Origin of the sequence: Bacillus cereus (genome assembly GCF_002577405.1) — a bacterium.
Classification (GTDB): Bacteria; Bacillota; Bacilli; order Bacillales; family Bacillaceae_G; genus Bacillus_A; species Bacillus_A cereus_AU.
This window is the reverse complement of the sequence record NZ_NULR01000003.1, coordinates 348,628-368,154: the sequence shown is the minus strand read 5'-3', so window position 1 is coordinate 368,154 and position 19,527 is coordinate 348,628. Positions and strand designations below refer to the sequence as shown.

Genomic DNA, 19,527 nt, shown 5'->3' with positions numbered 1-19,527 from the left:
AAAGTTTAATCATAAATTTTTTCAACGGATTGCATTTTCTTCACTTTTTCCTCTGCTCCATTATTTGCGTTAATAAAAATTTGATACGTATCTTTCCCTAAAGTACCCACAAATTCATAGCAAAGTACTTCGTTATGCAAGTCATTTACGACTACAGCTTTTCGCTCCTCCATCACTTTTACATCAGGGTTTATTTTCTTTCTTGCCTCTGCAGCAGTAAGCTTTGCAGATGGAATTGTTCGTTTTTGATGTGATGCCAAATATTCTTTTGCAGAAAATCCTACGATGGAACCGTCATCTAAAGCAATTTTCATTTGAATTGCTTCCGGATAAATACGTACGCCATTCTCATTTACTACATACGTAAATACACCGATATTGTCATACTGAGAACTATCATAAAGCTCCATATTATTAAACTTATGATCCTTTAAAAACGTCAACCCTTTACTTCCGGCATCATTTAAACTAATTTTCTGTTCTTTAATTTCTCGATTATTCATTACCCAAATTGGATATCCACCTTTTCCTGTAATATCCATATAATACTCATTATTCGTTGCTGGGTCTTTAATTTTCACACTGTAGAAAGACTCTTTTGCACCTTTTCCACTTTTCTCGACATCTACTTTTTCATTTCCTTTTAAATTCAAAAATGATTTTGCGATTTTTACTGCTTCATCTTCAGAAATTGCTTTTCCTCCTGCTTCAAATCCACCTTTTTTATTTTTTTGCGCACTTGTAAATGTCGGTCCAAAATTTGTAGATGAATAGGATGTTACATTCTTTTCAACTGTTTTAAATCCGTCAATAATTGTGTTATCTGCTGGATCACGATTTGAAGCAAGGGCCAGTTCCACATCCATCCATCGTAAATTATTTTTCAAAGCAAGATGCTGTACTTTTCTTAGCTCATCTTGAATATCACCTGCGTTCGAATATAAAGTTTGTAAAGTTTTATACTCTTGATCATTTAACGGTTCTTTTTCTAAATCACGAATGGCTGCACGGTAACTAAAATCACCGATATTCGCTAAAAATTCTTCTGTTTTATTAAACGGCATTAATGTTAATGGCAGTTGACCTACATCAGAACGAGCTTCAGATGTTAAACGCCACACATCCGCTAATGCTGGTGATAAAGATGTACGCGAATTCATTGCAAGCGTTGTCCCAATTTTATCGTGTAACAAATCAACCTCGTATGCTAAATCATGAAATGCACGTTGATAACTGTTTTCCGCTCGAATTAAAACCGCATTTTTCTCTTGATGCTCTTTATAGCCCCAATATCCTGTTCCAACTACACCGACTGTTAATAAAACAATGATAATACCTCGTAACATGTTTCCACCTCCGCTCTATTTACAGAAAATATGTTTACCGATTTTTTTAATTTGTGGACGACTCCAAATCCATTTACTTGTTGCCGTATCTGGGTTGAAATAATATAAAGCATTACCTGTTGGATCCCATCCATTAATCGCATCGAGTACAGCTTTTTTCGCTGTTTCATTTGGTGTTAAATATATTTGTCCATCTGCTACTGCTGTAAAAGCTCTTGGCTCAAAGATTACACCTGATATAGTATTTGGGAATGATGCACTTGTAACACGATTTAATATAACCGCTGCTACTGCAACTTGTCCTAAGTACGGTTCCCCACGTGACTCTCCATATACCGCGTTTGCCATAAGCTGTATGTCATTTTGAGAATAACCATTTGGAACATTTGTCCCTTTACTTTGTGGTGGTTTATTTTCTTGTGCAGTACCACTGCTATTTCCTTTATTCGTTGTAGTACCTTTATTAGCGGTCGATTTGTCATACTTCGTTGCTTTAACAAGTTTTTGCTTCGTTGCAGCACCCGCTAAACCATCAACAGGTAGTCCAAATTTCTCCTGAAAATTCCGAAGTGCCCAGTATGTACCCCATCCGAAAACACCATCTACTTTCCCTGTATAAAATCCGTTATATTTCAAACGAGATTGCAGTTCAATGACATCTTCACCAGATGCTCCTCTTTGAATGACTTGATTCGAAAAGGCTTCTACATTTTTCAGTTGTATACTACTGACCATCAAAGATAGTCCTATGAACGCAAGTAAAACTGCTATTTTAAAAATAGCTTTTTTACGCATAGATTTCCCTCCTTAATTACGGAAATGATTTCTTGGTTATGTTTTGTAAAACCATCGCTTTTATGTAAAGAAGACAAAAAAATCCAAGCTTATATCGTTGAAAGAATATGTAAACAATATACAAAAAGAATAAAAGGAGTTTATTATGAAGCAATTCTTAAAGCGTATCGCACTCGTCATTTTTTTATTAACAACATGTTCAAATATATATACGGGGTCATCAATTGTTCACGCACAGCCGCCTTATGCGAAATGGGGGAAACTTGCTGTAGAAAAGACGAAAGAACAATACCCAAAAGCGGAGATTGTTGATTATCTTCATATAGGTAGAAAACCAAAAACAGTTCAAGTAACAGTTGAAAAGTTTAAATTATGGCTACGTGAAAATGGAAAAGAATATGGTGTTTTTGTTGATGTAGAGTTTGATACGAAGACAGAGAAATTTATAAAGATGTCGTTTCAAAAGACTAATCGGTAGAATAAAACTTAAAACAATGTGAGCTTCTATCCCAGATGATTATGAACCTACACCAATCGGATTTTCGCAAGTTAAATTAAAGAAACCTCCGTCTTTACTTACAGACAGAGGTTTCTTTATATACACATTCAAGACATGCTAGTATTTCATTTTCTTGTATGCTAGAATTTTTACCAGTCCACAAATAACACCAATTACAACGGCTATCCCTATACTATATAAAAATACTCTATCATACCCACCTATTCTCGGATCTAAAAACGGATATGGGTACCAATTCACGAATGGACCGCGTATTAGGCTATAGACTACATATAAAAGTGGGAAAATGAGCCAACTCGCAGCCTGTTTCCATGTAATGGTCTTCGTAGGTGAATTTATAACCCAATCTAATATCATTGCAAGTGGCATGATGTAGTGCAGCACTGTATTTACCCAAGGAATCGGTGTTTGAAGTGATTCCTCTAAACCCCTTAACAACAAAAAATAAATAAGACCTGTTGTTAGTATGTATACTGTAGCTGCACCGCGAAGAACTCCAAACTGCTCTGATCGACCAAATGTAGCTGTTCCAATGCTGCTTAAAAGTAGGATGAATGCAACTAAGATGTTACTTTCAATAGTGAAGAAACTAAAAAAATTAGTTGGATTAAACGGTTTTACTTGTGCCCTCGTAACAAATTGAGTAATCAGTGCACTAAACGCTAAAAGGCTTAAACAAAGTCTAAATACCGCTATCATTTTAGCACTGTTCATAACATATTCCCCCCTCCTTATATATAATGGGAATTTTGTTGCACATGCTCAATAAATAATTTTAATGGAACGAGTCCACGTTTTGGCATATGACTGCTCATTACAGCGACAAGTTCTAACTGCGGAATGATAACAATGTATTGTCCTCCATATCCCATAGCAAAATATATACAATACGGTATGTGAAATCTTTCGTTATTTAATATCCACCAGTGAAATCCATATGCCCCAACGTGCTCATACGTTTCAAATAGAGCTTTACTCGATTCTTTTATCCATTTCGATGATACTATTTCATTCCCCTGCCAATATCCATTTTGTAAACATAATATACCTAACTTTAATAAATCTTTAGATTTCATTTTCATACCGAATCCGCCGACATATATACCTTGTGGGTCTTGTTGCCACTCATATTCGCTAATAGCTAATGGCTCAAATAAATATCTTTTCGCAAACTGCTTCGTAGACATTCCGGTAGCTTGTTGAATGATGTAACTAAGTAAGTGAGAAGAACCTGAATTATAATTCATTCTCGTACCTATTTTTTCAATAAGCGGCTTTTCTAAAATGTACCTTACCCAGTTATCTGATTCAACAAAATCATTAGGGAATACTACTCCATTTCCGAACTCTTTCCAATTCTCACCCGTAGTCATCGTTAATAAGTGATAAAGCGTCAAATCACTCTTTTCCTCCGGTACATTTTCAATCCACTCCGTAATCGATGTATGTACACTATTTATATATCCTTTATCAATTGAGATACCAATTAATATAGATACAATACTTTTTGTAATCGAATTTATTTTATATAAGTTACTTTCACATTCTAATGTTTTATAATACTCAGTTGTTAACTCACCTTTTTGATAAACAAGAAATGTATTCACTTTTTTCTTTTCGAATTTATTTTCTAGTTGCTTGAAATCCAAAAACTTTACCTCCAATTAAATAGTTATTTAATTTATTATATCTTTTTCATTCACTGAATACATAATTGTGCTCGAATATAAAAATAAACCTGTCAGCCAAACTGACAGGTTTATTTTTATAATTTCGTACGAACATTCCAAAGCTCTGGGAAGAACTGTTGATCAAGTACTCGTTTTAAATATGATACACCAGAAGAGCCACCTGTTCCCATTTTATGTCCGATAATTCGTTCTACCGTTTTCATATGACGGAAACGCCATTGTTGTAGCCAGTCCTCAATATCGATTAATTTTTCAGCAAGCTGATATAGATCCCAATATTTCTTCACGTCCGCATACACTTCTATCCAAGCTGCTTCTACTGTTGCATCTTCTTCGTAAGGCTGCGTAATATCACGATTTAACACATCTTTATGAATTTGGAATCCTTCTTTTACAAGTGCTTGAATTGCCACATCATACAAACTTGGTGCATGTAGCGCTTTATGAAGACGAGCGTGTAATTCTGGATCCTTTTCATAAATTTTTAATGCATGTGGCGTTTTATAGCCAAGTGCATACTCAATCATACGATATTGATACGATTGAAAACCTGAAGCTTGACCGAGTGAATCACGAAACTCAATATATTCTGATGGTGTTAACGTCGCAAGAATATCCCAAGATTGAATAATTTGAGACTGAATTTTTGATACACGTGCTAACATTTTAAAAGCTGGTTGTAATTTATTTTGCTTAATTGATTCAATTGCCGCATTCAGTTCATGTAAAATTAGTTTCATCCAAAGCTCACTTGCTTGGTGAATAACGATAAATAACATTTCATCATGGTGGTCTGATAATCTCTTTTGAGAAGATAGTAAACTATCTAATTGTAAATATTCCCCGTACGTCATATTCTCTTTAAAGTCCGTATGAATTCCTTTTTCCATTATTACCTTTTCGTTTTCTTTCATATTAGCCAAACGCCCCTTTTTTATGTTTCTACTTATATTGGTCTAATCACTGCTCGAACTGGACTACCATCTGCATCTGTTAATGCAAGTGGTAATGCTATTAATTCATAATCACCGTCTGTTACGTGATCTAGTACGACATTTTCTAAAATGTGAATTCCGTGTTTAAATAATTGATGGTGTGCTGCTAATTCTTTATCATCTAATGGATCAACTGATGGTACGTCCACCCCGATTAAACGAATACCCTTATCTGAAAGAAACGGTGCAATATCAGCGCGTAAATGCGGAATTACATCTGGGAATTCATTTGCTTTACCATGTGAAGATGTGCGTAACAACAATCGTTCTACACCTTCTAAATTAAAGCATTCTAATTCCTTTTTCCCTATGCTTTCAAGATTTGAAACATCAATGATCCGCGCAGGTCCGACATATACTTGGACATCTAAATCTATTACTTTCTTACCCTCATTATCAAAGTGAAAAGGTGCATCAATATGAGTACCTGTATGAATACTCATCGTTAACTTTCCGACATTTACTGAGCCACTCTCTTCTTTGGACCATGAAACCTCATACGAGAATGGTGTATCACCTGGCCAAGTCGCGATTTCATTATTTAGCGGTTGCGAAATATCAATCCACTGTGATGGTTTCATGCTTACGCCACAACCTCTCGCTTATTTTCAAACTGCTTATATTCTTCTTCTTTCATAATTTCCTTTAAAATCCGAACAGAATTCCATACTTCCTCGTACGTATTATATAAGGCTACTGGCGCAAGTCTCACACCGTTTGGCGCCCGAAAATCAGGAATTACTCCATTCGCTTTTAACGCTTTACATATGCGCGCTGCTTCAGTGTGCTCTAAATAAATATGCCCGCCTCGTTTTTCATCCTCTAACGGATTTCCAATTGTAAATCCGAAATCTTTTAATTCATAATCAATTAAATCTAGCATGTATCTCGTAATATGAAGTGATTTTTCACGTAACTTCTCAATACCAGCTTCTTTAAAAATTTCCAGAGAACCGACTAACGGCGCTGTACTTAATACGTGAGGTGTACCAATTTGATAAGCACCTGCGTGATCAGCCGCTGTTAATATATGCTCCATATCAAATTGCTTATCTTTTCTAGAACTAAACCAACCAGACAATCCTGGGAGTCTATTAAAGTGTTTTTTATTTACATATAATCCCGCAACGCCACCAGGGCCAGCATTTAAATATTTATAATTACACCATACAGCGAAATCAACATCCCACTCATTAAAATGGTGCGGAATAGAACCAATTGAATGACATAAATCAAAGCCAATATGAATACCGCGTTTATGTGCTTCTTCTGTTAAACGTTTCATATCAAGAATTTGTCCACTTCTATATAAAACAGAAGGTAATAAAATTAAAGCGATATCATCTGTCATTGCCTGAATAATATCATCTTCAGAAAGTGTTCTACCATCTCGGCTTTTCACTCGTACTAAATGCTCATCTGGATCTAAGCCTTTTAAACGAATTTGGCTCTGAAGTGCATATATATCTGACGGGAATGTTAACTCATCCGCAAGAATTTTTGTACGTATACCTTTCGGCTCATAAAAAGTTGCAATAACTTGGTGTATATTTGCAGTTGTGGAACCGGTTACAATCGTTTCTTCTGGTAAAGCTCCGATAAGAGGTGCTGTTAATTCACCTAATTTCTCTGAAAGGAAAAACCACGGATGCTCTCCTTCTGTCCAGCCATCAATACCAAACTCTTTCCATGAATCTAGCAACGTAAGCAACGATTTCTCTGCTCTTTTCGAAAGCAGCCCTAATGAGTTTCCATCTAAATATATTGTTCCTTCTTTTTTATAAAATTCAGTTTGAAAATCTTTCAGTTCATCATGTTTATCACATTCAAGCGCATACTCATAAGTTGGTTGAAATGGTTCTTTATACATGGTGTCACCTTCTTTTAATTTTCTTTTTATTCTAACTAATTGAAATATATCATCTTAGTTGATATAACGTCAATGATATTATGTCAGTTGACTTTATATACAAACTTCTTTTACAATACAGTTATATTTTCAGATATTTCAGTATAAAGAGGTGATTCTTTGGAAAATTCTACTCTTTCAACAAGAAAACACCGCTCCTTAGAAACGAAAAAGAAGCTATTACACTCCGGTTACACTATTTTTATTAAAAATGGATTTCAGAAAACGACAATCACGCAAATTATTAAACATGCAGAAACTGGTTATGGAACAGCATATGTATACTTTAAAAACAAAGATGCTCTCCTTATCGTTTTAATGGAAGATGTCATGAATCGCTTTTATGATATTGCTGAGCGCTCTTTTTTCCCTCAATCAAAAGCAGAAGCACATAATTTGATTCAAAATCAAGTTAGAGCATTCTTACAATTAGCTGAAGAAGAACGGGCTATCTTACAAGTTGTAGAAGAAGCGATAGGATTATCAAAAGAAATACATCAAAAATGGGATGAGATTCGCGAACGCTTTATAAAAAGTATTATGCGGGATATTACTTGCTCTCAAGAAAGTGGATTGGCGCAGCTGGAATTAAATAAAGAGATTGTAGCACGCGCTTGGTTCGCGATGAATGAAATGTTTCTTTGGACAATTGTGCAAAATAATAAGGAAATAGAACTAGAAGAAATAGTGTATACACTAACGGAAATGTATACGACAGGATTATATAAATAGCACACTCATTTACATAAGTGTGCTATTGTATCGTCTATAAAAATATTTTATCTGGGTATGGTAATGCTAAAGGTGGCTTTTCAGATAAAGGGAAATATTTTAGTTTTAAAGATTCACCATCTATCGATTTCAACTCACCACCGATAACTTTACACTCAAATACAACAACAATATATTCTACTTGATCTCCATTCGAATATGTATGACGGAACTCTCTCCCTCCAAATACCCCTTTTTCTTGTTTTACTTGCACTTTTAATCCTGTTTCTTCCCAAACTTCTCTAACTATTGCTTCTTCTGGAGTCTCTCCAAGTTCAATTGCTCCAGCTGGCAAACTCCAGTATTCTCCTCCAGGATATTGAAATAAAATATCACCCTGCTTATTTTTTATAACAGCAGCTACACTCGGCATGAAAATAAGTTCATGTCCTAATTTCTCACGGATTTTTGCATAGTATAACGACATTGGCATAGCATCCACCCTCCTATTATAATTCAAATCTTCGGCTATATTGATGGCTTCAATTAATGGTGATGCACTAAAACTGTATTTCGAAGATAAGAAAAGAGAACATATCCTTAGCCTTTCTCAACTTAATTATTGGATAACAGAAAAATTTTGTATTGATAAGAAAATATACCAAACAGCTACTGAAATTTTCAATCAGAAAACTTCAAAAAAATAAACCGTTACTCAATATGTTACAGTAACGGTTTATTTTAAATATTTTATGAGTGATATAATGATACAAAATAACGATGTAAGTAAAAGCAAACGCCCCATATTCTTATTTTCTTTTTCATCCTTCTTAAGGTGTTGTATCCCCATACCAGCAAGCATAACACCTAACAGTACTTGTAAAATAAGCATGCTTTGCTTTGAATCATCATTCCAACTATAAATAGAATAGCCCATTACAATGATCGCGAGTATATATGTGGTAATTCTAATTATAAGAACACCCCCTGTTTTATTCTATTGTTTTAACCTACTCACAATTCCAACAATAAACTTATACTCATCTCTACTTTTCCTTACTTTCTTAAAGCCCTCTTTCGTATCAAAAATAAAACATGTTTTCCGAAACCAAACACGGACATAAAATGATTCAAAATAAATTGGTTTCACAATTCCTTTTTCCTCAAATTCAGTACCATCTATATTTTCGGTCTCTGTTCGAACAAACCATCTATTCCCGATACCAATTTCAATATACTTCACTTTCAACTCTCCTTCAGGAAATCTTTTTTCTAATTATTCTATTATTTCCCTGGCAACCGCACATTCCGACAGAACTTGAGCACAAAAAGAAAAAGCAGATTACAAAAATCTACTTTTATATCCTAAATTTTTGCATTCGCTTATAAAGTTCAACTAATCGGGCTTTTATGGGCAGTTGATTTCCCAGCTAATTCCTTCACATTCACCGCATTTTAAGGTGGGAATCTTACTGCCCGTTAATGCGGGACAAAATGTACTACTGGGTACAATTTTCTGTTTGTAACTTGAGTTATTTCTAATTTCCCATCATCGCTTGTAATATTTATTTTTCGCTTATTTCCCGTCCTTGCGACAAAATGTAAATACGTTCTAATACATTTAATAATTCTCGAATACTCCCTGGCCATTTATACGGTGCGAATTCGTTACAAATACTCTTTGGAAATTACACATTCCATTTCTTTTGCTCACAAAAATGTTGTATGAAATACGGAATATCTTCTATTCTTTCTGATAATGCCAGAACAAATAGTGGATAAAAGCGTTTTTAATAAAAACTAGAAAGACAACGCGAATATGTTTAAATGCGAATATCTTAATGATACTCTTTGCTCTTTTTTAGTAGAACTATATTTTGTATAATGGCTCCAAAGAGAATACATAACCACAACCACTTTTGTGGATTGTTATTTATAAAGAAAACTATCACCGCTATTGCAAATAAAATCGTGGATGCTAAACTAATATATAATTTTGTTCTGATTTCCATTAGGCTTCATCCCCATCATTTCACAGTACATAGTACCTCTTCATTTTTTAACTCTAATATGTACTCCTGTAAAACATATTCCTTCCCGCCATGTTTTTCATACCAATCATGTATTCTTTTAACATGCTTCTCGTCATTTCTAATTTTCGATTCAATTTCTTCATACTTTTCATAACTATCATATTCCCATATGGCAAATATTTCAGTCGTACCATCATTATTATCTTTCATCCAACGTCCTATTAAACGAGAACCATATTTTAATTGATTAGGTAAATTAGTATTGCTGAAATGGTCATTAAATATTTCTATAAATTCATTTTTTACTACATAGTACTTCCTTCTGTAAAACATTCCACTTCACCTCTTTTATGAAATGTATTAGTAAACCTTCCCATTACTACCGTATTATAATACTTACCATCCGACAGTCTTTTATCATTTTTTAGAACACCTTCTACTTCAAAACCTAATTTTTTATACAGATTAATAGCTTTCTCATTTGTCTCTAACACTTGTAGTGATATCTTTTTCACTTTATTTTTGTCAGCCCAGTTAATTGATTGCTGTAATAAGTTCTTACCCATCCCATATCCCCAAAACTCTCTTAATATACAAACGCCAAACTCGACTTTATGAGATAATCTCTTCAAATTAGATCCTTCGCATCTTGAAAATCCAACGATTCGATTCTGTACTTCTATAACTAAAAAGAGATTCTTCATTTCTTCACTATCTATTTTTATTATTTCCTGAAATCCCTTCATATCAATAAATCCTTCCCCAGCTTCTCTATCCATATTTTCAGTTTCTCCATCAATCTGTATTCGTATTTTCGACAACTGATCAGCATCTGTCTTAACCGCTGAACGAATTGTATAAACTAATCCATTTATATGAAACTCTTGCTCTTTTATAATCATTGTAAACTCCTTTCAAATTGAGTAGACTCCGCTATTATTACTTTCTTACCCTGTTTCTCAAACACTTGAATTAATTCCTTGCTTGCCTCTTCATCCGTTATAATAAGATTAATTTCATTTAATGACTCCCCTTTTATAAAGCACTCCACACCAAGTTTGTTATGAGGAGCTAAGCAAATATTTCTACGTGCAATTTCACTTACTTTTTTGCTGAAATAGGCAACCTCTGGTGTTGTAGTACTTATACCTTTCAATGAAATACCACCACCTGTAGAAAAATAAAGATCAATAGAAAAACTACTAATTGCTTCTGAGGCAAGTGTATCCGTAATATTCCCTGAAGATTTTACCTTGCCACCTATTAAATACGTATCAATGTTCTTACATTTCCGTAACTTACTAGCTATTTCTATAGAATTCGTGATAACTGTAAATGATATTTCCGGTAAATATTTTAACATTGCATAATGAATAGAAGTCCCGCCGATAAAAATTGAATCACCTTCTTGTATATAAGATGCAGCAATTTTGGCGATTGCGTCCTCATATACTGAACTATGACTATAACGTTTAGCTGGTTCCACAGCTAAGTTTCTCACTCGCGCAAGTTCAATGGCACCACCATGCGTTCTTTTTAATAACCGGTCTTTCTCCATTATTGACAGGTCTCTTCTTATAGAATCAATAGACATATCGAATCTTTCCGCAAGGTCCTTTGCGATTACTCTTCCTTCTATTTTAAGTAATTCCAAAATTTTCTCTCTACGTTCTTCAGTGAACATATTACCACCACCGTTATTGAAAATTCAGAAACTTAATTTCTAGTTCAATTATATGCACGTTTTTTCCGTTTTACAATGTATTCCATCTGAACCACTGCTGTTTTATTGATGTTTCATATAGTTTTATTAGGCCTTACCAATTTAACAGCTTCTCATTGACTAATCAAATTCCAATATTAACATCTTTCCATTTCTTATTTAATAGTTTTGATTTGAAACAAAGATGTACCGTTTATTAAAAAGGTGCATCGTAATTATCTATAACTTGTTTTTCTTATTACACTAACGGACAAGTCTAACTAGCTATCAAAGGTATATGTTAACATTTAACTGAAGAATTTTTAAAATTCAGGGAGATTTACGTATGAAATGCTAAATAAAATTATGATGATTGAATTTCACTAACCCTTGACAAAAGAAGGCTCTTTTCATTTATTCATGGTAAAATAATCTAAATTTGAATTATTTTTAATTAAGGGAATGGGGAAAAACATGAAAAAGTATTTATTAAGCGTATCGATTTTATTACTGGCGACAGCTGCTTGCTCTCCTAGTGCTGATAAAAGTGATACTACTGTAAAAGAAGAGACAAAGAAAACGAAACCAACTGAGAAAGACAGAGATGAATACTTAAGTTCCAACAAATACATCCGAGAATATAGACATACATCTTCCGAAGACTTTGATTACCTTACTGTTAAGATGAATGATGATTTTTCTAAATTGAAAACTAGTGAACAATATCTGTATTTGGTTGATTTTTATGCAAACTATAATAAGAAATATAGCGAGTTACTTCCTAAATTAGGCTTTCTAAGTACATTAAATGTATATTTAAGTAATACAGAATTCCCAACATATGAGGTGTATTTAAAAACTTTTGATATTGTAGCAATGAATATAAATATTGATCGAGAACTAGGTGCTCAACCAGGAAAAGATACACTACAATTACTAGATACGTTGGATAAGTCACAAATTATGTCTGGAACAGAATCTGGGCGTACACTTGCACAAGTAGAAAGTAAAATCGAGCCAACTATTAAACAAACAATTATTTCATCTTCAGGCGAAATAAAAGGTGCGCTCCAGCCATCAACTGGTGCAGCAAACGGAAATAGTTCTTCAAGCTTTTCAAATAGTAATTCTGACACGGAAACTTATATTAAAGGAATGATCGGCCAAAATTGGGTAAGTTTGACGGACAATAAAAAATTTCATGCTATCTCAAACGCGTTATTCAGTTTAAACCAGAACGGTTATACAGTTAAAGAAAACGAATATTTCTATATTGAGGCATTAAATTCATTCTATATAGACTCTTCAACTATGAACGTACCTGTGAATGAAGCATTATCCTCAATTGGTGCTATGTCAAACACCATAACCAAATAATTCTTATGTACCTCCCTTCTCGTAAATAGTTTTTATTAACATTAAACAAAAGTTGAATTAGTTCCTGTCAGAACAAGTGCAACATCCAACAAAGAAACTTATTAAAAAGAACCAAATCCAATTTAATTAAACTTTTTTCAAATTGGATTTGGTTTATGTTCTGTATAATCTTGTTCTAAATCATTCATCTTTTTCTTATAATCCTCTGTTCACTTAAGCATAAGTTTCTTTAATTTTTCTGATGGATATTCTGAATTAATTGTGTTGTCATGAATATATCGATGTAGTGACTTAGGAAGGAACTTTAATAAATCTTCTTTCAAACTTTGCTTATAATCCATTCCCACCTTTTCGCTCTCTCGCAAAATCTCTTCCCATTCATCTAATGTTTCTGAGAAAATTAAAAATCCAGATACTTACATTTCTTTATACCAATCTCTTGTAAAATATTTCAATGACACCTCTCCTAAAACATTTTATCATCCAAGAAAAGCAATGTATTCGCTTATTATATCATTCCAATAACCATTTTTTCTAAAGAAAAGATGTAAAACTGTAAATATTCTGCCTATTATTTCTAAAACTTCAGAATATTTACAAAACTTCAGAATTAGAATACATTTTAACTTGTACAAGATTCACCTGTACAAAAATCTAAACAAAAAGGGATGGTTATATGTTGAAGAAATTAGTAGCAAGCACATTAGTAGCGGGTTTTGCATTAACTGGAGGATTAGGAGTCGTAAGTGCTGCAGAAAAGGAGAATACAATTAAATCATTCGATTATTTAAAAGTGGATGAAAAAAATGTTAGTACATTTGCAAAATTAAGTGATCAAGCAAAAAAAGACATCCAAATTACAATGGTTTTACCTAAGCAAAATGAAAATGGAGATTGGTTAGCTTATGGTTTTACTAGCAGAGAAACAATGAATGCTTTTATTGAAAAGGATAAAAAAATACTTAAAAATCAAATTAATTCTTTAGGTAGTGGTGCTGGTAGTACTGATTTTTATGAACATCAAAATAAAGGCGGACAATATATTTACTGGAGCAGCGGGTTTAAAAACTTACCATCTAGCTGGAACGACAGAATTTCCTCTGTAAGTACAGCATCACCTTCTGCAAGTTATTCAACGACGCTTTGGGAGCATACTTCAACACAAGGATATGGAAAAGGTGTCTTCTTTAGACATTCTGAATGGTATGGTAAAACTGCTAATTTAGCTGCAGATTGGAATGATATAACTTCAGCAATTGAAATCAAGTAGTGACGGGGCATTTCAATTAAACTAATGAAGATGTCTCAAAACCACTATTCTCCCTTAGATTAAAAGATATGAAAGAATAGTAGTTTTTCTAAATTTCTTTTGTTAATATTGCTTTAGCCGTTAGAAAGACCAGTCATTTTAAGACTGGTCTTTCCCATTCACTGTAAACGGGAATTCTCCAATGAGAATATCCCATATTGTTCCCTTAATAAAAAAATCATTTCTTTATTCATTATCAAAACTCTTCTGTAATTTCCGAATGTAAATAATTTGTCCAATATGATATGCATTATGGGTTGTTACATTAGCTAGCACTTCCCACCACTTTGCAGAAACAGGAAATCCAACTACATCACTTTCAATCTTTTCTTCATTTATGAGATTTTGCCATTGTAACAGTTTCTCTAATAACTTTTCTCTTAACTCTTCAAATGTTTGATTATTCGATAACATAAAACTTTTGTTATTATCTCCAATAGCGGGTACAGCATTAACATTTGATTCTTTGTACCTTTTTTGCCACGTCGAGTTCCAATACAGTAAATGCTGTACAATTTCAGCTATACAATTACTCTCTTCATTTGGTTTCCAGAAAGCTTCTCTCTCAGATAAATCCTTAACTGCATCTGAAAATGGAATATACCAACTCGGATCATTCGCATTTGCTAATAACTGATCTGCTAATACATCTTTCGCATGGACCATTTTTCTTCCTCCATTTCATCAACTTTTATAATATACTCTCTACTCTATATACGGTGATGCGGTACAATTCCCTTCTTTCAAAACAATTCCATACATATGCAAATTAAGAATCAATAAGCACTTTAATAATAAATAAGTTCCTGAAATATAGAAATAAAACGAATATATATAGAAACAATATGTAAGATTAATAGATTTTCTCCTTACAACTCGTTATGATAAAAGAAAAAGAAAGCGAGCGACAAATGAATAAAAAAATCGCGGTTATTACAGGGGCTTCAAGTGGATTCGGACTATTAACTACACTTGAACTTGCGAAAAAAGACTATATAGTCATTGCTACAATGCGAAACCTTGAAAAACAAGCAAACTTACTATCTCAAGCTACTAAACTCAATTTACAACAAAATATAAAAGTTCAACAATTAGATGTAACAGATCAAAGCTCTATACATAACTTTCAATTATTTTTAAAGAAAATAAATAGAGTAGACCTTCTCATTAATAATGCAGGATATGCAACTGGAGGCTTTGTAGAAGAAATTCCAGTAGAAGAATACCGTAAGCAATTTGAAACGAATTTTTTTGGAGCTATATCCATCACACAACTTGTCTTACCTTATATGCGTAAACAAAAAAGCGGGAAAATCATTAATATAAGCAGTATTAGCGGTCAAGTCGGATTCCCTGGTTTATCCCCTTATGTATCTTCAAAATATGCATTAGAAGGCTGGAGTGAATCGCTTCGCTTAGAAGTAAAACCTTTCGGAATAGATGTTGCTTTAATCGAACCAGGTTCTTATAACACGAACATTTGGGAAGTTGGTAAACAACTAGCTGAAAACCAATCTGATACGACCTCTCCTTATAAGGAATATATGGATAAAATACAAAAACATATTAATAGTGGCAGCGATACATTTGGTAATCCAATAGATGTTGCCCAAAAAATAGTTAAAATTGCAGAATCTAAGCGTACTAATCTACGATATCCAATTGGAAAAGGTGTAAAGTTTATGATTTTTGCGAAGAAGATTTTTCCGTGGAGATTGTGGGAATTTCTTGTTTTGAGGAGTTTTAAGAAAATGTAACTAATTTTATTAGGAAATTATGTACCGGGGGTGCTAATCAAATGTTGGGGTTACCATATGGTAAAGTATTTTTAGTTCCGTGGACCGAAGAATGGGAAAATGAGTTTATAAAAGAGAAACAATTAATCAAGGAACAAATTGGCGAATATATTTTAGCAATACACCATATTGGCAGTACCTCCATTCCATATTTAAGCGCAAAGCCTATTATTGATATAGCGATTGAATTAAAAGATTTCAAAAATGGTCTAAAGTGTATTCCGAGTCTAAAACAATTACACTATACATATAGAAAAGATGTATTACCCGAAAGGTACTATTTCAATAAAGGTGAACCAAGAACTCATCAAATTCATATGTATGAACAAGGGAATAAATATTTAATGGAACAATTAAAATTCAGAGATTACTTAATAGATAATAAAACTTCTCGTATACAGTATGAACAGTTAAAGATCCAACTTTCACAAGCTAATCCTAATGATAAACATAAGTACGCAGAGGATAAAACAAATTTCATTAAATGCATATTAAATAAAGTTAAGGATTAATAACATAGTAATTTTTCACACGAAAAGTAACCATTTATCACCTAGCAGATAAATGGTTACTTTTTATTTTATTGGCTAGCGCACTTTTTCCAGCCACAGCCATCAATGCCTATTATTATAAGTGATTGCTCTTTATATTTTTCATGCATCCGTTTTAAAATCACATCTAAATCCAACCTAATTCATCCCCCTTATATCCCTTTCATTTTTTATGCAGCAGGTGGAACGAAGTAAAATAACATCGAAGTCATAAAAACAAATGTAAATACTCCAATTAGTGAAAATATATAATCTTTCGATTCTCTATCATACTTCCATTCCATCCATGCTCTTAAGATCAACGTACCCCCTAAATAAGTGAAAATGACATAAGCAATATTAACACTTTCGAATTTAAAGATAAAAATAAAGCTAGTTATTAAATAAATAAAAAGTAGTCCTATTTCCAATTTTTTATGTAAACTATTTACATGTTTTTTATATCCCCAAAAACCTATCTTTGGCATATTTAATTTTTTTCTTAAAAACTTATCAAAAAAATAGACAGCTATACAAAAAACAATACTTATAATCCAAAAAGTAGAAGTTCCCATTAACATTCCTCCTATTACCCCATTGAATTATCTAAAATAAAGTGGACTATATTACGGTTATTCTCTTCTAAATAACTTAAGATTCCTTCAGAGTATGTTGGCTTTGCCTTTAATTCCTCTATACTTTTCCAGATTAAAATAATATTCTCATGCTCTTTGTGCCTTATTTCATTTGTAACTACTTCTCGAACAGTTCCCCAATGTATTAATGTACAGTGATGTCCCTTTTCTCCGTTCCATTCAAAAATATTCTCGTTTACAACTGCTAATTCTTGAACAAAAACTTTTAAATTATATTCTTCCCATAGTTCTCGTGCTATTGCTTTTTTTGCCGTTTCACCAAATTCGATGGAGCCACCTGGAAAACGGTAAAATGATTTGTTCTCGTCACATTGAACAAGTACTTTAGAATGATCTTCATTTAAAATCATTGCTTCTGCACGTAATCGAGGACTTTTCATTTCTACTCTCCCTTTAATTGCTTATTATATGACATTGCTATAGGGCTGTAATTAATACGTATTAAATAAAAAAATATAGAATCAGCCCTGTTATCATTAACGATACAGCCCCACCTAAGGACATCAAGAACTCCCTCGATTCCCTGTCATATTTCCATTCCATATATGCATCAAAACTATATAACGTAATTAAAAACAGAAAAGGTAGAAAGCTCATGTATAGGGGGTTTGAAAGAGAAGAACATATAATAATAACCACTATATAAGAATAAATAATAATTCTGTTTCCCCATTTATGAGATTTGTTTACATATTTATTATTCCATCCTTTTTGTTTCGGTATATTCATCTTTTTTCTCACTATATTTTCTAAAACAACTAAGAATAGAATCCATAAAACTACTACAATGACTTTCACATGAAACACAGAGGTATCCTCCTTTACTTAATCGTTTGGATTTTCTCCGGCTGATCACTCGGATACGTAGCATTCCCTTTGTTTTCAATATCCCAACTAATAATTGTGGCACTATCTCGCCCTAATTGATGATGAACGTGTTCTAAAATATTGCGAATATTTTCTTTAAGTGTTTTATTATTTCTATTCATATCACTATATAGATTTCTATGAGTTTCATATCGTCTTTCCCCACACTCTAATACCCCATCTGTCACCATTACAATTCGATTCTTTCCAGTACGTAATTCACGAATTCCTGATGAATAGCAAGGAACAGGTAAATCAAATGTATTAACATTACCAATCCACTCGTAAAAATGACGTTGATTTAATGTATATTGTCCTAATTTATGTAATTCTTCATGAAATACATACACTAGACAATCGCCAATAGATAGCCACCATATAAAATTATCTTTTCTTACACAGATTAAACAAGCTGTCTCACCTTTAATTTTTTCACATTCTTCTTTAAATGACTGTGATTGAAAAATCGTAAGTAAATGATTTTCAACAGATTGAAATACTGTTTCAATTGATTCTTTCATAATCGCTTTTATATTTTCATATTCTTTTTCGATTGTATTTACTACTAGTTCAACACTTTCTGCGCTATTGTGTCCGTCTAATATAACAGCGAATTCCCAGTCACCACTTGACCAAACTAACGCACCATCTTCATTCTTTTTCGCTCCGGCACTTATATTACCACCGTATTTACCGAGCACGATATCACCATAATGTTTAACTGAAATTTCTCCTAAACACATTTCTATATTTCCAACCCATGAATATTTTGTATTATTTGTTGTATGCATACTCATCTACCATATACTTTCGTATTCTTTCGCATAGTTTTTTAATTTCATTTGAATTTCCATATGGTGCCCCAGTCCAATTTGCTACCTCAGTCGGTGACCAAAACTCTTTTGGTGTATTCGGATAACGCGGTATAATGTGCATATGCATATGTGGTACACCATTTCCTGAAACAAATGTGTAAATATGTTCTGCACCTTCGCTTTCTTTTAGCGTTTTACTTACTCTGCTTGTTATGAGTCCGAATGCTTTTGCCTCATCTTCAGTTAATTCAGCTAGACCAGGTACATGTCTTTTTATATCAATCATTACGTAACCAAGATATGTTTCTTCCTTTTCCCAATGGACATGTCCAACGTATATGAGATCGTCTTCATAAATAGCACCGCCTGGAACTTTAATGTTTCCTTTATGTTTTTCGCAAATGAAACAGTTTTTATCTGCTTGATTGTTTATTGACATATCCATCACCATCCTTTTCATATATAATATCATAAA

25 protein-coding genes and 4 pseudogenes are annotated in these 19,527 nt (G+C 33.1%); 7 read left to right on the top strand and 22 right to left on the bottom strand.

Annotated features, from left to right (window positions below; translation table 11 throughout):
* Positions 1-5: 5 nt before the first annotated feature.
* Together ypeB and sleB are read right to left on the bottom strand one after the other, a co-directional pair.
* Positions 6-1,346: a germination protein YpeB gene (gene ypeB, locus COC96_RS06870; protein ID WP_098768561.1), complete on the bottom strand. Its 1,341-nt coding sequence runs from the start codon at positions 1,344-1,346 to the stop codon at positions 6-8.
* A gap of 15 nt (positions 1,347-1,361) precedes the next feature.
* Positions 1,362-2,141, bottom strand: a complete 780-nt coding sequence (sleB, locus tag COC96_RS06865) for a spore cortex-lytic enzyme (RefSeq protein WP_098768560.1) — start codon at positions 2,139-2,141, stop codon at positions 1,362-1,364.
* Positions 2,142-2,286: 145 nt separating this feature from the next.
* Between sleB and COC96_RS06860 the strand changes: the two genes are divergently transcribed.
* Positions 2,287-2,619, top strand: a complete 333-nt coding sequence (locus COC96_RS06860; protein WP_098266531.1) for a DUF3889 domain-containing protein — start codon at positions 2,287-2,289, stop codon at positions 2,617-2,619.
* Between the two features lie 138 nt (positions 2,620-2,757).
* On the opposite strand, the gene COC96_RS06855 is transcribed toward COC96_RS06860, so the two are convergent.
* The 5 genes from COC96_RS06855 to kynU form a co-directional block, all read right to left on the bottom strand.
* Entirely contained in the window at positions 2,758-3,375 is a 618-nt protein-coding gene (locus COC96_RS06855; RefSeq protein ID WP_098768559.1) for a Pr6Pr family membrane protein, read from the bottom strand.
* Positions 3,376-3,392: 17 nt separating this feature from the next.
* Entirely contained in the window at positions 3,393-4,310 is a 918-nt protein-coding gene (locus tag COC96_RS06850) for a serine hydrolase domain-containing protein (RefSeq protein ID WP_098266529.1), read from the bottom strand.
* Positions 4,311-4,426: 116 nt separating this feature from the next.
* The gene (gene kynA, locus COC96_RS06845) at positions 4,427-5,266 is read right to left on the bottom strand and encodes a tryptophan 2,3-dioxygenase (protein ID WP_098768558.1); all 840 of its coding nucleotides are present in this window, start codon (positions 5,264-5,266) and stop codon (positions 4,427-4,429) included.
* A gap of 32 nt (positions 5,267-5,298) precedes the next feature.
* The gene (gene kynB, locus COC96_RS06840; protein WP_098768557.1) at positions 5,299-5,928 is read right to left on the bottom strand and encodes an arylformamidase; all 630 of its coding nucleotides are present in this window, start codon (positions 5,926-5,928) and stop codon (positions 5,299-5,301) included.
* A 2-nt stretch (positions 5,929-5,930) separates the two neighbouring features.
* Positions 5,931-7,217: a kynureninase gene (gene kynU, locus COC96_RS06835; RefSeq protein WP_098768556.1), complete on the bottom strand. Its 1,287-nt coding sequence runs from the start codon at positions 7,215-7,217 to the stop codon at positions 5,931-5,933.
* A gap of 159 nt (positions 7,218-7,376) precedes the next feature.
* Here kynU and COC96_RS06830 point away from each other — a divergent pair, with 159 nt between their 5' ends.
* Positions 7,377-7,988 (top strand): TetR/AcrR family transcriptional regulator, encoded by a 612-nt coding sequence (locus COC96_RS06830; RefSeq protein WP_098266526.1) that lies wholly within the window; start codon positions 7,377-7,379, stop codon positions 7,986-7,988.
* Between the two features lie 34 nt (positions 7,989-8,022).
* Here COC96_RS06830 and COC96_RS06825 read toward each other — a convergent pair whose 3' ends face one another.
* Positions 8,023-8,460: an NUDIX domain-containing protein gene (locus COC96_RS06825; protein WP_098768555.1), complete on the bottom strand. Its 438-nt coding sequence runs from the start codon at positions 8,458-8,460 to the stop codon at positions 8,023-8,025.
* An 18-nt stretch (positions 8,461-8,478) separates the two neighbouring features.
* On the opposite strand from COC96_RS06825, the pseudogene COC96_RS28455 reads away from it, so the two are divergent.
* Positions 8,479-8,674, top strand: a pseudogene (locus tag COC96_RS28455) (hypothetical protein); the annotation flags it as partial.
* Positions 8,675-8,703: 29 nt separating this feature from the next.
* Here COC96_RS28455 and COC96_RS06820 read toward each other — a convergent pair.
* From COC96_RS06820 to COC96_RS06790, 6 genes and pseudogenes are all read right to left on the bottom strand, one after another.
* Complete coding sequence (locus COC96_RS06820; RefSeq protein WP_098768554.1) at positions 8,704-8,943, bottom strand: DUF3953 domain-containing protein; 240 nt, start codon at positions 8,941-8,943, stop codon at positions 8,704-8,706.
* 21 nt (positions 8,944-8,964) lie between these two features.
* Entirely contained in the window at positions 8,965-9,210 is a 246-nt protein-coding gene (locus COC96_RS06815; protein ID WP_098768553.1) for a DUF3977 family protein, read from the bottom strand.
* Between the two features lie 325 nt (positions 9,211-9,535).
* Positions 9,536-9,748, bottom strand: a pseudogene (locus COC96_RS28450) (sigma-54-dependent Fis family transcriptional regulator); the annotation flags it as partial.
* 246 nt (positions 9,749-9,994) lie between these two features.
* The gene (locus COC96_RS06800) at positions 9,995-10,333 is read right to left on the bottom strand and encodes an NIPSNAP family protein (protein ID WP_098768552.1); all 339 of its coding nucleotides are present in this window, start codon (positions 10,331-10,333) and stop codon (positions 9,995-9,997) included.
* The gene (locus COC96_RS06795) at positions 10,306-10,902 is read right to left on the bottom strand and encodes a GNAT family N-acetyltransferase (RefSeq protein WP_098768551.1); all 597 of its coding nucleotides are present in this window, start codon (positions 10,900-10,902) and stop codon (positions 10,306-10,308) included. Before COC96_RS06795 ends, COC96_RS06800 begins: the two co-directional genes overlap by 28 nt.
* The gene (locus COC96_RS06790; RefSeq protein WP_098768550.1) at positions 10,899-11,684 is read right to left on the bottom strand and encodes a DeoR/GlpR family DNA-binding transcription regulator; all 786 of its coding nucleotides are present in this window, start codon (positions 11,682-11,684) and stop codon (positions 10,899-10,901) included. Before COC96_RS06790 ends, COC96_RS06795 begins: the two co-directional genes overlap by 4 nt.
* Before the next feature lie 492 nt (positions 11,685-12,176).
* Between COC96_RS06790 and COC96_RS06785 the strand changes: the two genes are divergently transcribed.
* Positions 12,177-13,079: a hypothetical protein gene (locus COC96_RS06785; RefSeq protein WP_098768549.1), complete on the top strand. Its 903-nt coding sequence runs from the start codon at positions 12,177-12,179 to the stop codon at positions 13,077-13,079.
* 212 nt (positions 13,080-13,291) lie between these two features.
* On the opposite strand, the pseudogene COC96_RS06780 reads toward COC96_RS06785, so the two are convergent.
* A pseudogene (locus COC96_RS06780) lies at positions 13,292-13,480 on the bottom strand (DUF4085 family protein); the annotation flags it as partial.
* A gap of 275 nt (positions 13,481-13,755) precedes the next feature.
* On the opposite strand from COC96_RS06780, the gene COC96_RS06775 reads away from it, so the two are divergent.
* Positions 13,756-14,349 carry a hypothetical protein gene (locus COC96_RS06775; RefSeq protein ID WP_098768548.1) on the top strand — a complete coding sequence of 198 codons (594 nt, stop codon included), beginning with the start codon at positions 13,756-13,758 and terminating at the stop codon, positions 14,347-14,349.
* A 225-nt stretch (positions 14,350-14,574) separates the two neighbouring features.
* On the opposite strand, the gene COC96_RS06770 is transcribed toward COC96_RS06775, so the two are convergent.
* On the bottom strand, positions 14,575-15,054 hold the full coding sequence (locus COC96_RS06770; RefSeq protein WP_097903659.1) for a DinB family protein: 480 nt from the start codon (positions 15,052-15,054) through the stop codon (positions 14,575-14,577).
* Between the two features lie 245 nt (positions 15,055-15,299).
* On the opposite strand from COC96_RS06770, the gene COC96_RS06765 reads away from it, so the two are divergent.
* Together COC96_RS06765 and COC96_RS06760 are read left to right on the top strand one after the other, a co-directional pair.
* A complete protein-coding gene (locus tag COC96_RS06765) occupies positions 15,300-16,145 on the top strand; it encodes an oxidoreductase (protein ID WP_218937646.1) in 846 nt (281 codons plus the stop codon).
* 41 nt (positions 16,146-16,186) lie between these two features.
* Positions 16,187-16,696: a GrpB family protein gene (locus COC96_RS06760; RefSeq protein WP_098266512.1), complete on the top strand. Its 510-nt coding sequence runs from the start codon at positions 16,187-16,189 to the stop codon at positions 16,694-16,696.
* 55 nt (positions 16,697-16,751) lie between these two features.
* Here the strand turns inward: COC96_RS06760 and COC96_RS27125 are convergent.
* The 6 genes and pseudogenes from COC96_RS27125 to COC96_RS06735 form a co-directional block, all read right to left on the bottom strand.
* Positions 16,752-16,872: pseudogene (locus COC96_RS27125) on the bottom strand (uridine kinase); the annotation flags it as partial.
* Positions 16,873-16,905: 33 nt separating this feature from the next.
* Positions 16,906-17,289 carry a DUF4181 domain-containing protein gene (locus COC96_RS06755; protein WP_098266511.1) on the bottom strand — a complete coding sequence of 128 codons (384 nt, stop codon included), beginning with the start codon at positions 17,287-17,289 and terminating at the stop codon, positions 16,906-16,908.
* A 14-nt stretch (positions 17,290-17,303) separates the two neighbouring features.
* A complete protein-coding gene (locus COC96_RS06750) occupies positions 17,304-17,750 on the bottom strand; it encodes an NUDIX domain-containing protein (protein WP_098768546.1) in 447 nt (148 codons plus the stop codon).
* 61 nt (positions 17,751-17,811) lie between these two features.
* Positions 17,812-18,168 carry a DUF4181 domain-containing protein gene (locus tag COC96_RS06745; protein ID WP_176538835.1) on the bottom strand — a complete coding sequence of 119 codons (357 nt, stop codon included), beginning with the start codon at positions 18,166-18,168 and terminating at the stop codon, positions 17,812-17,814.
* Positions 18,169-18,191: 23 nt separating this feature from the next.
* The gene (locus COC96_RS06740; protein ID WP_098266509.1) at positions 18,192-19,034 is read right to left on the bottom strand and encodes a PP2C family serine/threonine-protein phosphatase; all 843 of its coding nucleotides are present in this window, start codon (positions 19,032-19,034) and stop codon (positions 18,192-18,194) included.
* On the bottom strand, positions 19,012-19,512 hold the full coding sequence (locus tag COC96_RS06735) for an HIT family protein (RefSeq protein ID WP_142339963.1): 501 nt from the start codon (positions 19,510-19,512) through the stop codon (positions 19,012-19,014). The genes COC96_RS06740 and COC96_RS06735 overlap by 23 nt, the downstream gene beginning before the upstream one ends.
* Positions 19,513-19,527: the final 15 nt, after the last annotated feature.

Coding starts and splice junctions, on each gene's coding strand:
- COC96_RS06860 (WP_098266531.1), top strand. CDS start 2,287: ATGAAGCAATTCTTAAAGCGTATCGCACTCGTCATTTTTTTATTAACA.
- COC96_RS06785 (WP_098768549.1), top strand. CDS start 12,177: ATGAAAAAGTATTTATTAAGCGTATCGATTTTATTACTGGCGACAGCT.
- kynB (WP_098768557.1), bottom strand. CDS start 5,928: ATGAAACCATCACAGTGGATTGATATTTCGCAACCGCTAAATAATGAA.
- COC96_RS06790 (WP_098768550.1), bottom strand. CDS start 11,684: ATGTTCACTGAAGAACGTAGAGAGAAAATTTTGGAATTACTTAAAATA.
- COC96_RS06795 (WP_098768551.1), bottom strand. CDS start 10,902: ATGATTATAAAAGAGCAAGAGTTTCATATAAATGGATTAGTTTATACA.
- sleB (WP_098768560.1), bottom strand. CDS start 2,141: ATGCGTAAAAAAGCTATTTTTAAAATAGCAGTTTTACTTGCGTTCATA.
- COC96_RS06765 (WP_218937646.1), top strand. CDS start 15,300: ATGAATAAAAAAATCGCGGTTATTACAGGGGCTTCAAGTGGATTCGGA.
- COC96_RS06755 (WP_098266511.1), bottom strand. CDS start 17,289: ATGGGAACTTCTACTTTTTGGATTATAAGTATTGTTTTTTGTATAGCT.
- COC96_RS06750 (WP_098768546.1), bottom strand. CDS start 17,750: ATGAAAAGTCCTCGATTACGTGCAGAAGCAATGATTTTAAATGAAGAT.
- COC96_RS06825 (WP_098768555.1), bottom strand. CDS start 8,460: ATGCCAATGTCGTTATACTATGCAAAAATCCGTGAGAAATTAGGACAT.
- ypeB (WP_098768561.1), bottom strand. CDS start 1,346: ATGTTACGAGGTATTATCATTGTTTTATTAACAGTCGGTGTAGTTGGA.
- COC96_RS06740 (WP_098266509.1), bottom strand. CDS start 19,034: ATGAGTATGCATACAACAAATAATACAAAATATTCATGGGTTGGAAAT.
- COC96_RS06770 (WP_097903659.1), bottom strand. CDS start 15,054: ATGGTCCATGCGAAAGATGTATTAGCAGATCAGTTATTAGCAAATGCG.
- COC96_RS06775 (WP_098768548.1), top strand. CDS start 13,756: ATGTTGAAGAAATTAGTAGCAAGCACATTAGTAGCGGGTTTTGCATTA.
- kynA (WP_098768558.1), bottom strand. CDS start 5,266: ATGAAAGAAAACGAAAAGGTAATAATGGAAAAAGGAATTCATACGGAC.
- COC96_RS06760 (WP_098266512.1), top strand. CDS start 16,187: ATGTTGGGGTTACCATATGGTAAAGTATTTTTAGTTCCGTGGACCGAA.
- kynU (WP_098768556.1), bottom strand. CDS start 7,217: ATGTATAAAGAACCATTTCAACCAACTTATGAGTATGCGCTTGAATGT.
- COC96_RS06800 (WP_098768552.1), bottom strand. CDS start 10,333: ATGTTTTACAGAAGGAAGTACTATGTAGTAAAAAATGAATTTATAGAA.
- COC96_RS06855 (WP_098768559.1), bottom strand. CDS start 3,375: ATGAACAGTGCTAAAATGATAGCGGTATTTAGACTTTGTTTAAGCCTT.
- COC96_RS06735 (WP_142339963.1), bottom strand. CDS start 19,512: ATGAAAAGGATGGTGATGGATATGTCAATAAACAATCAAGCAGATAAA.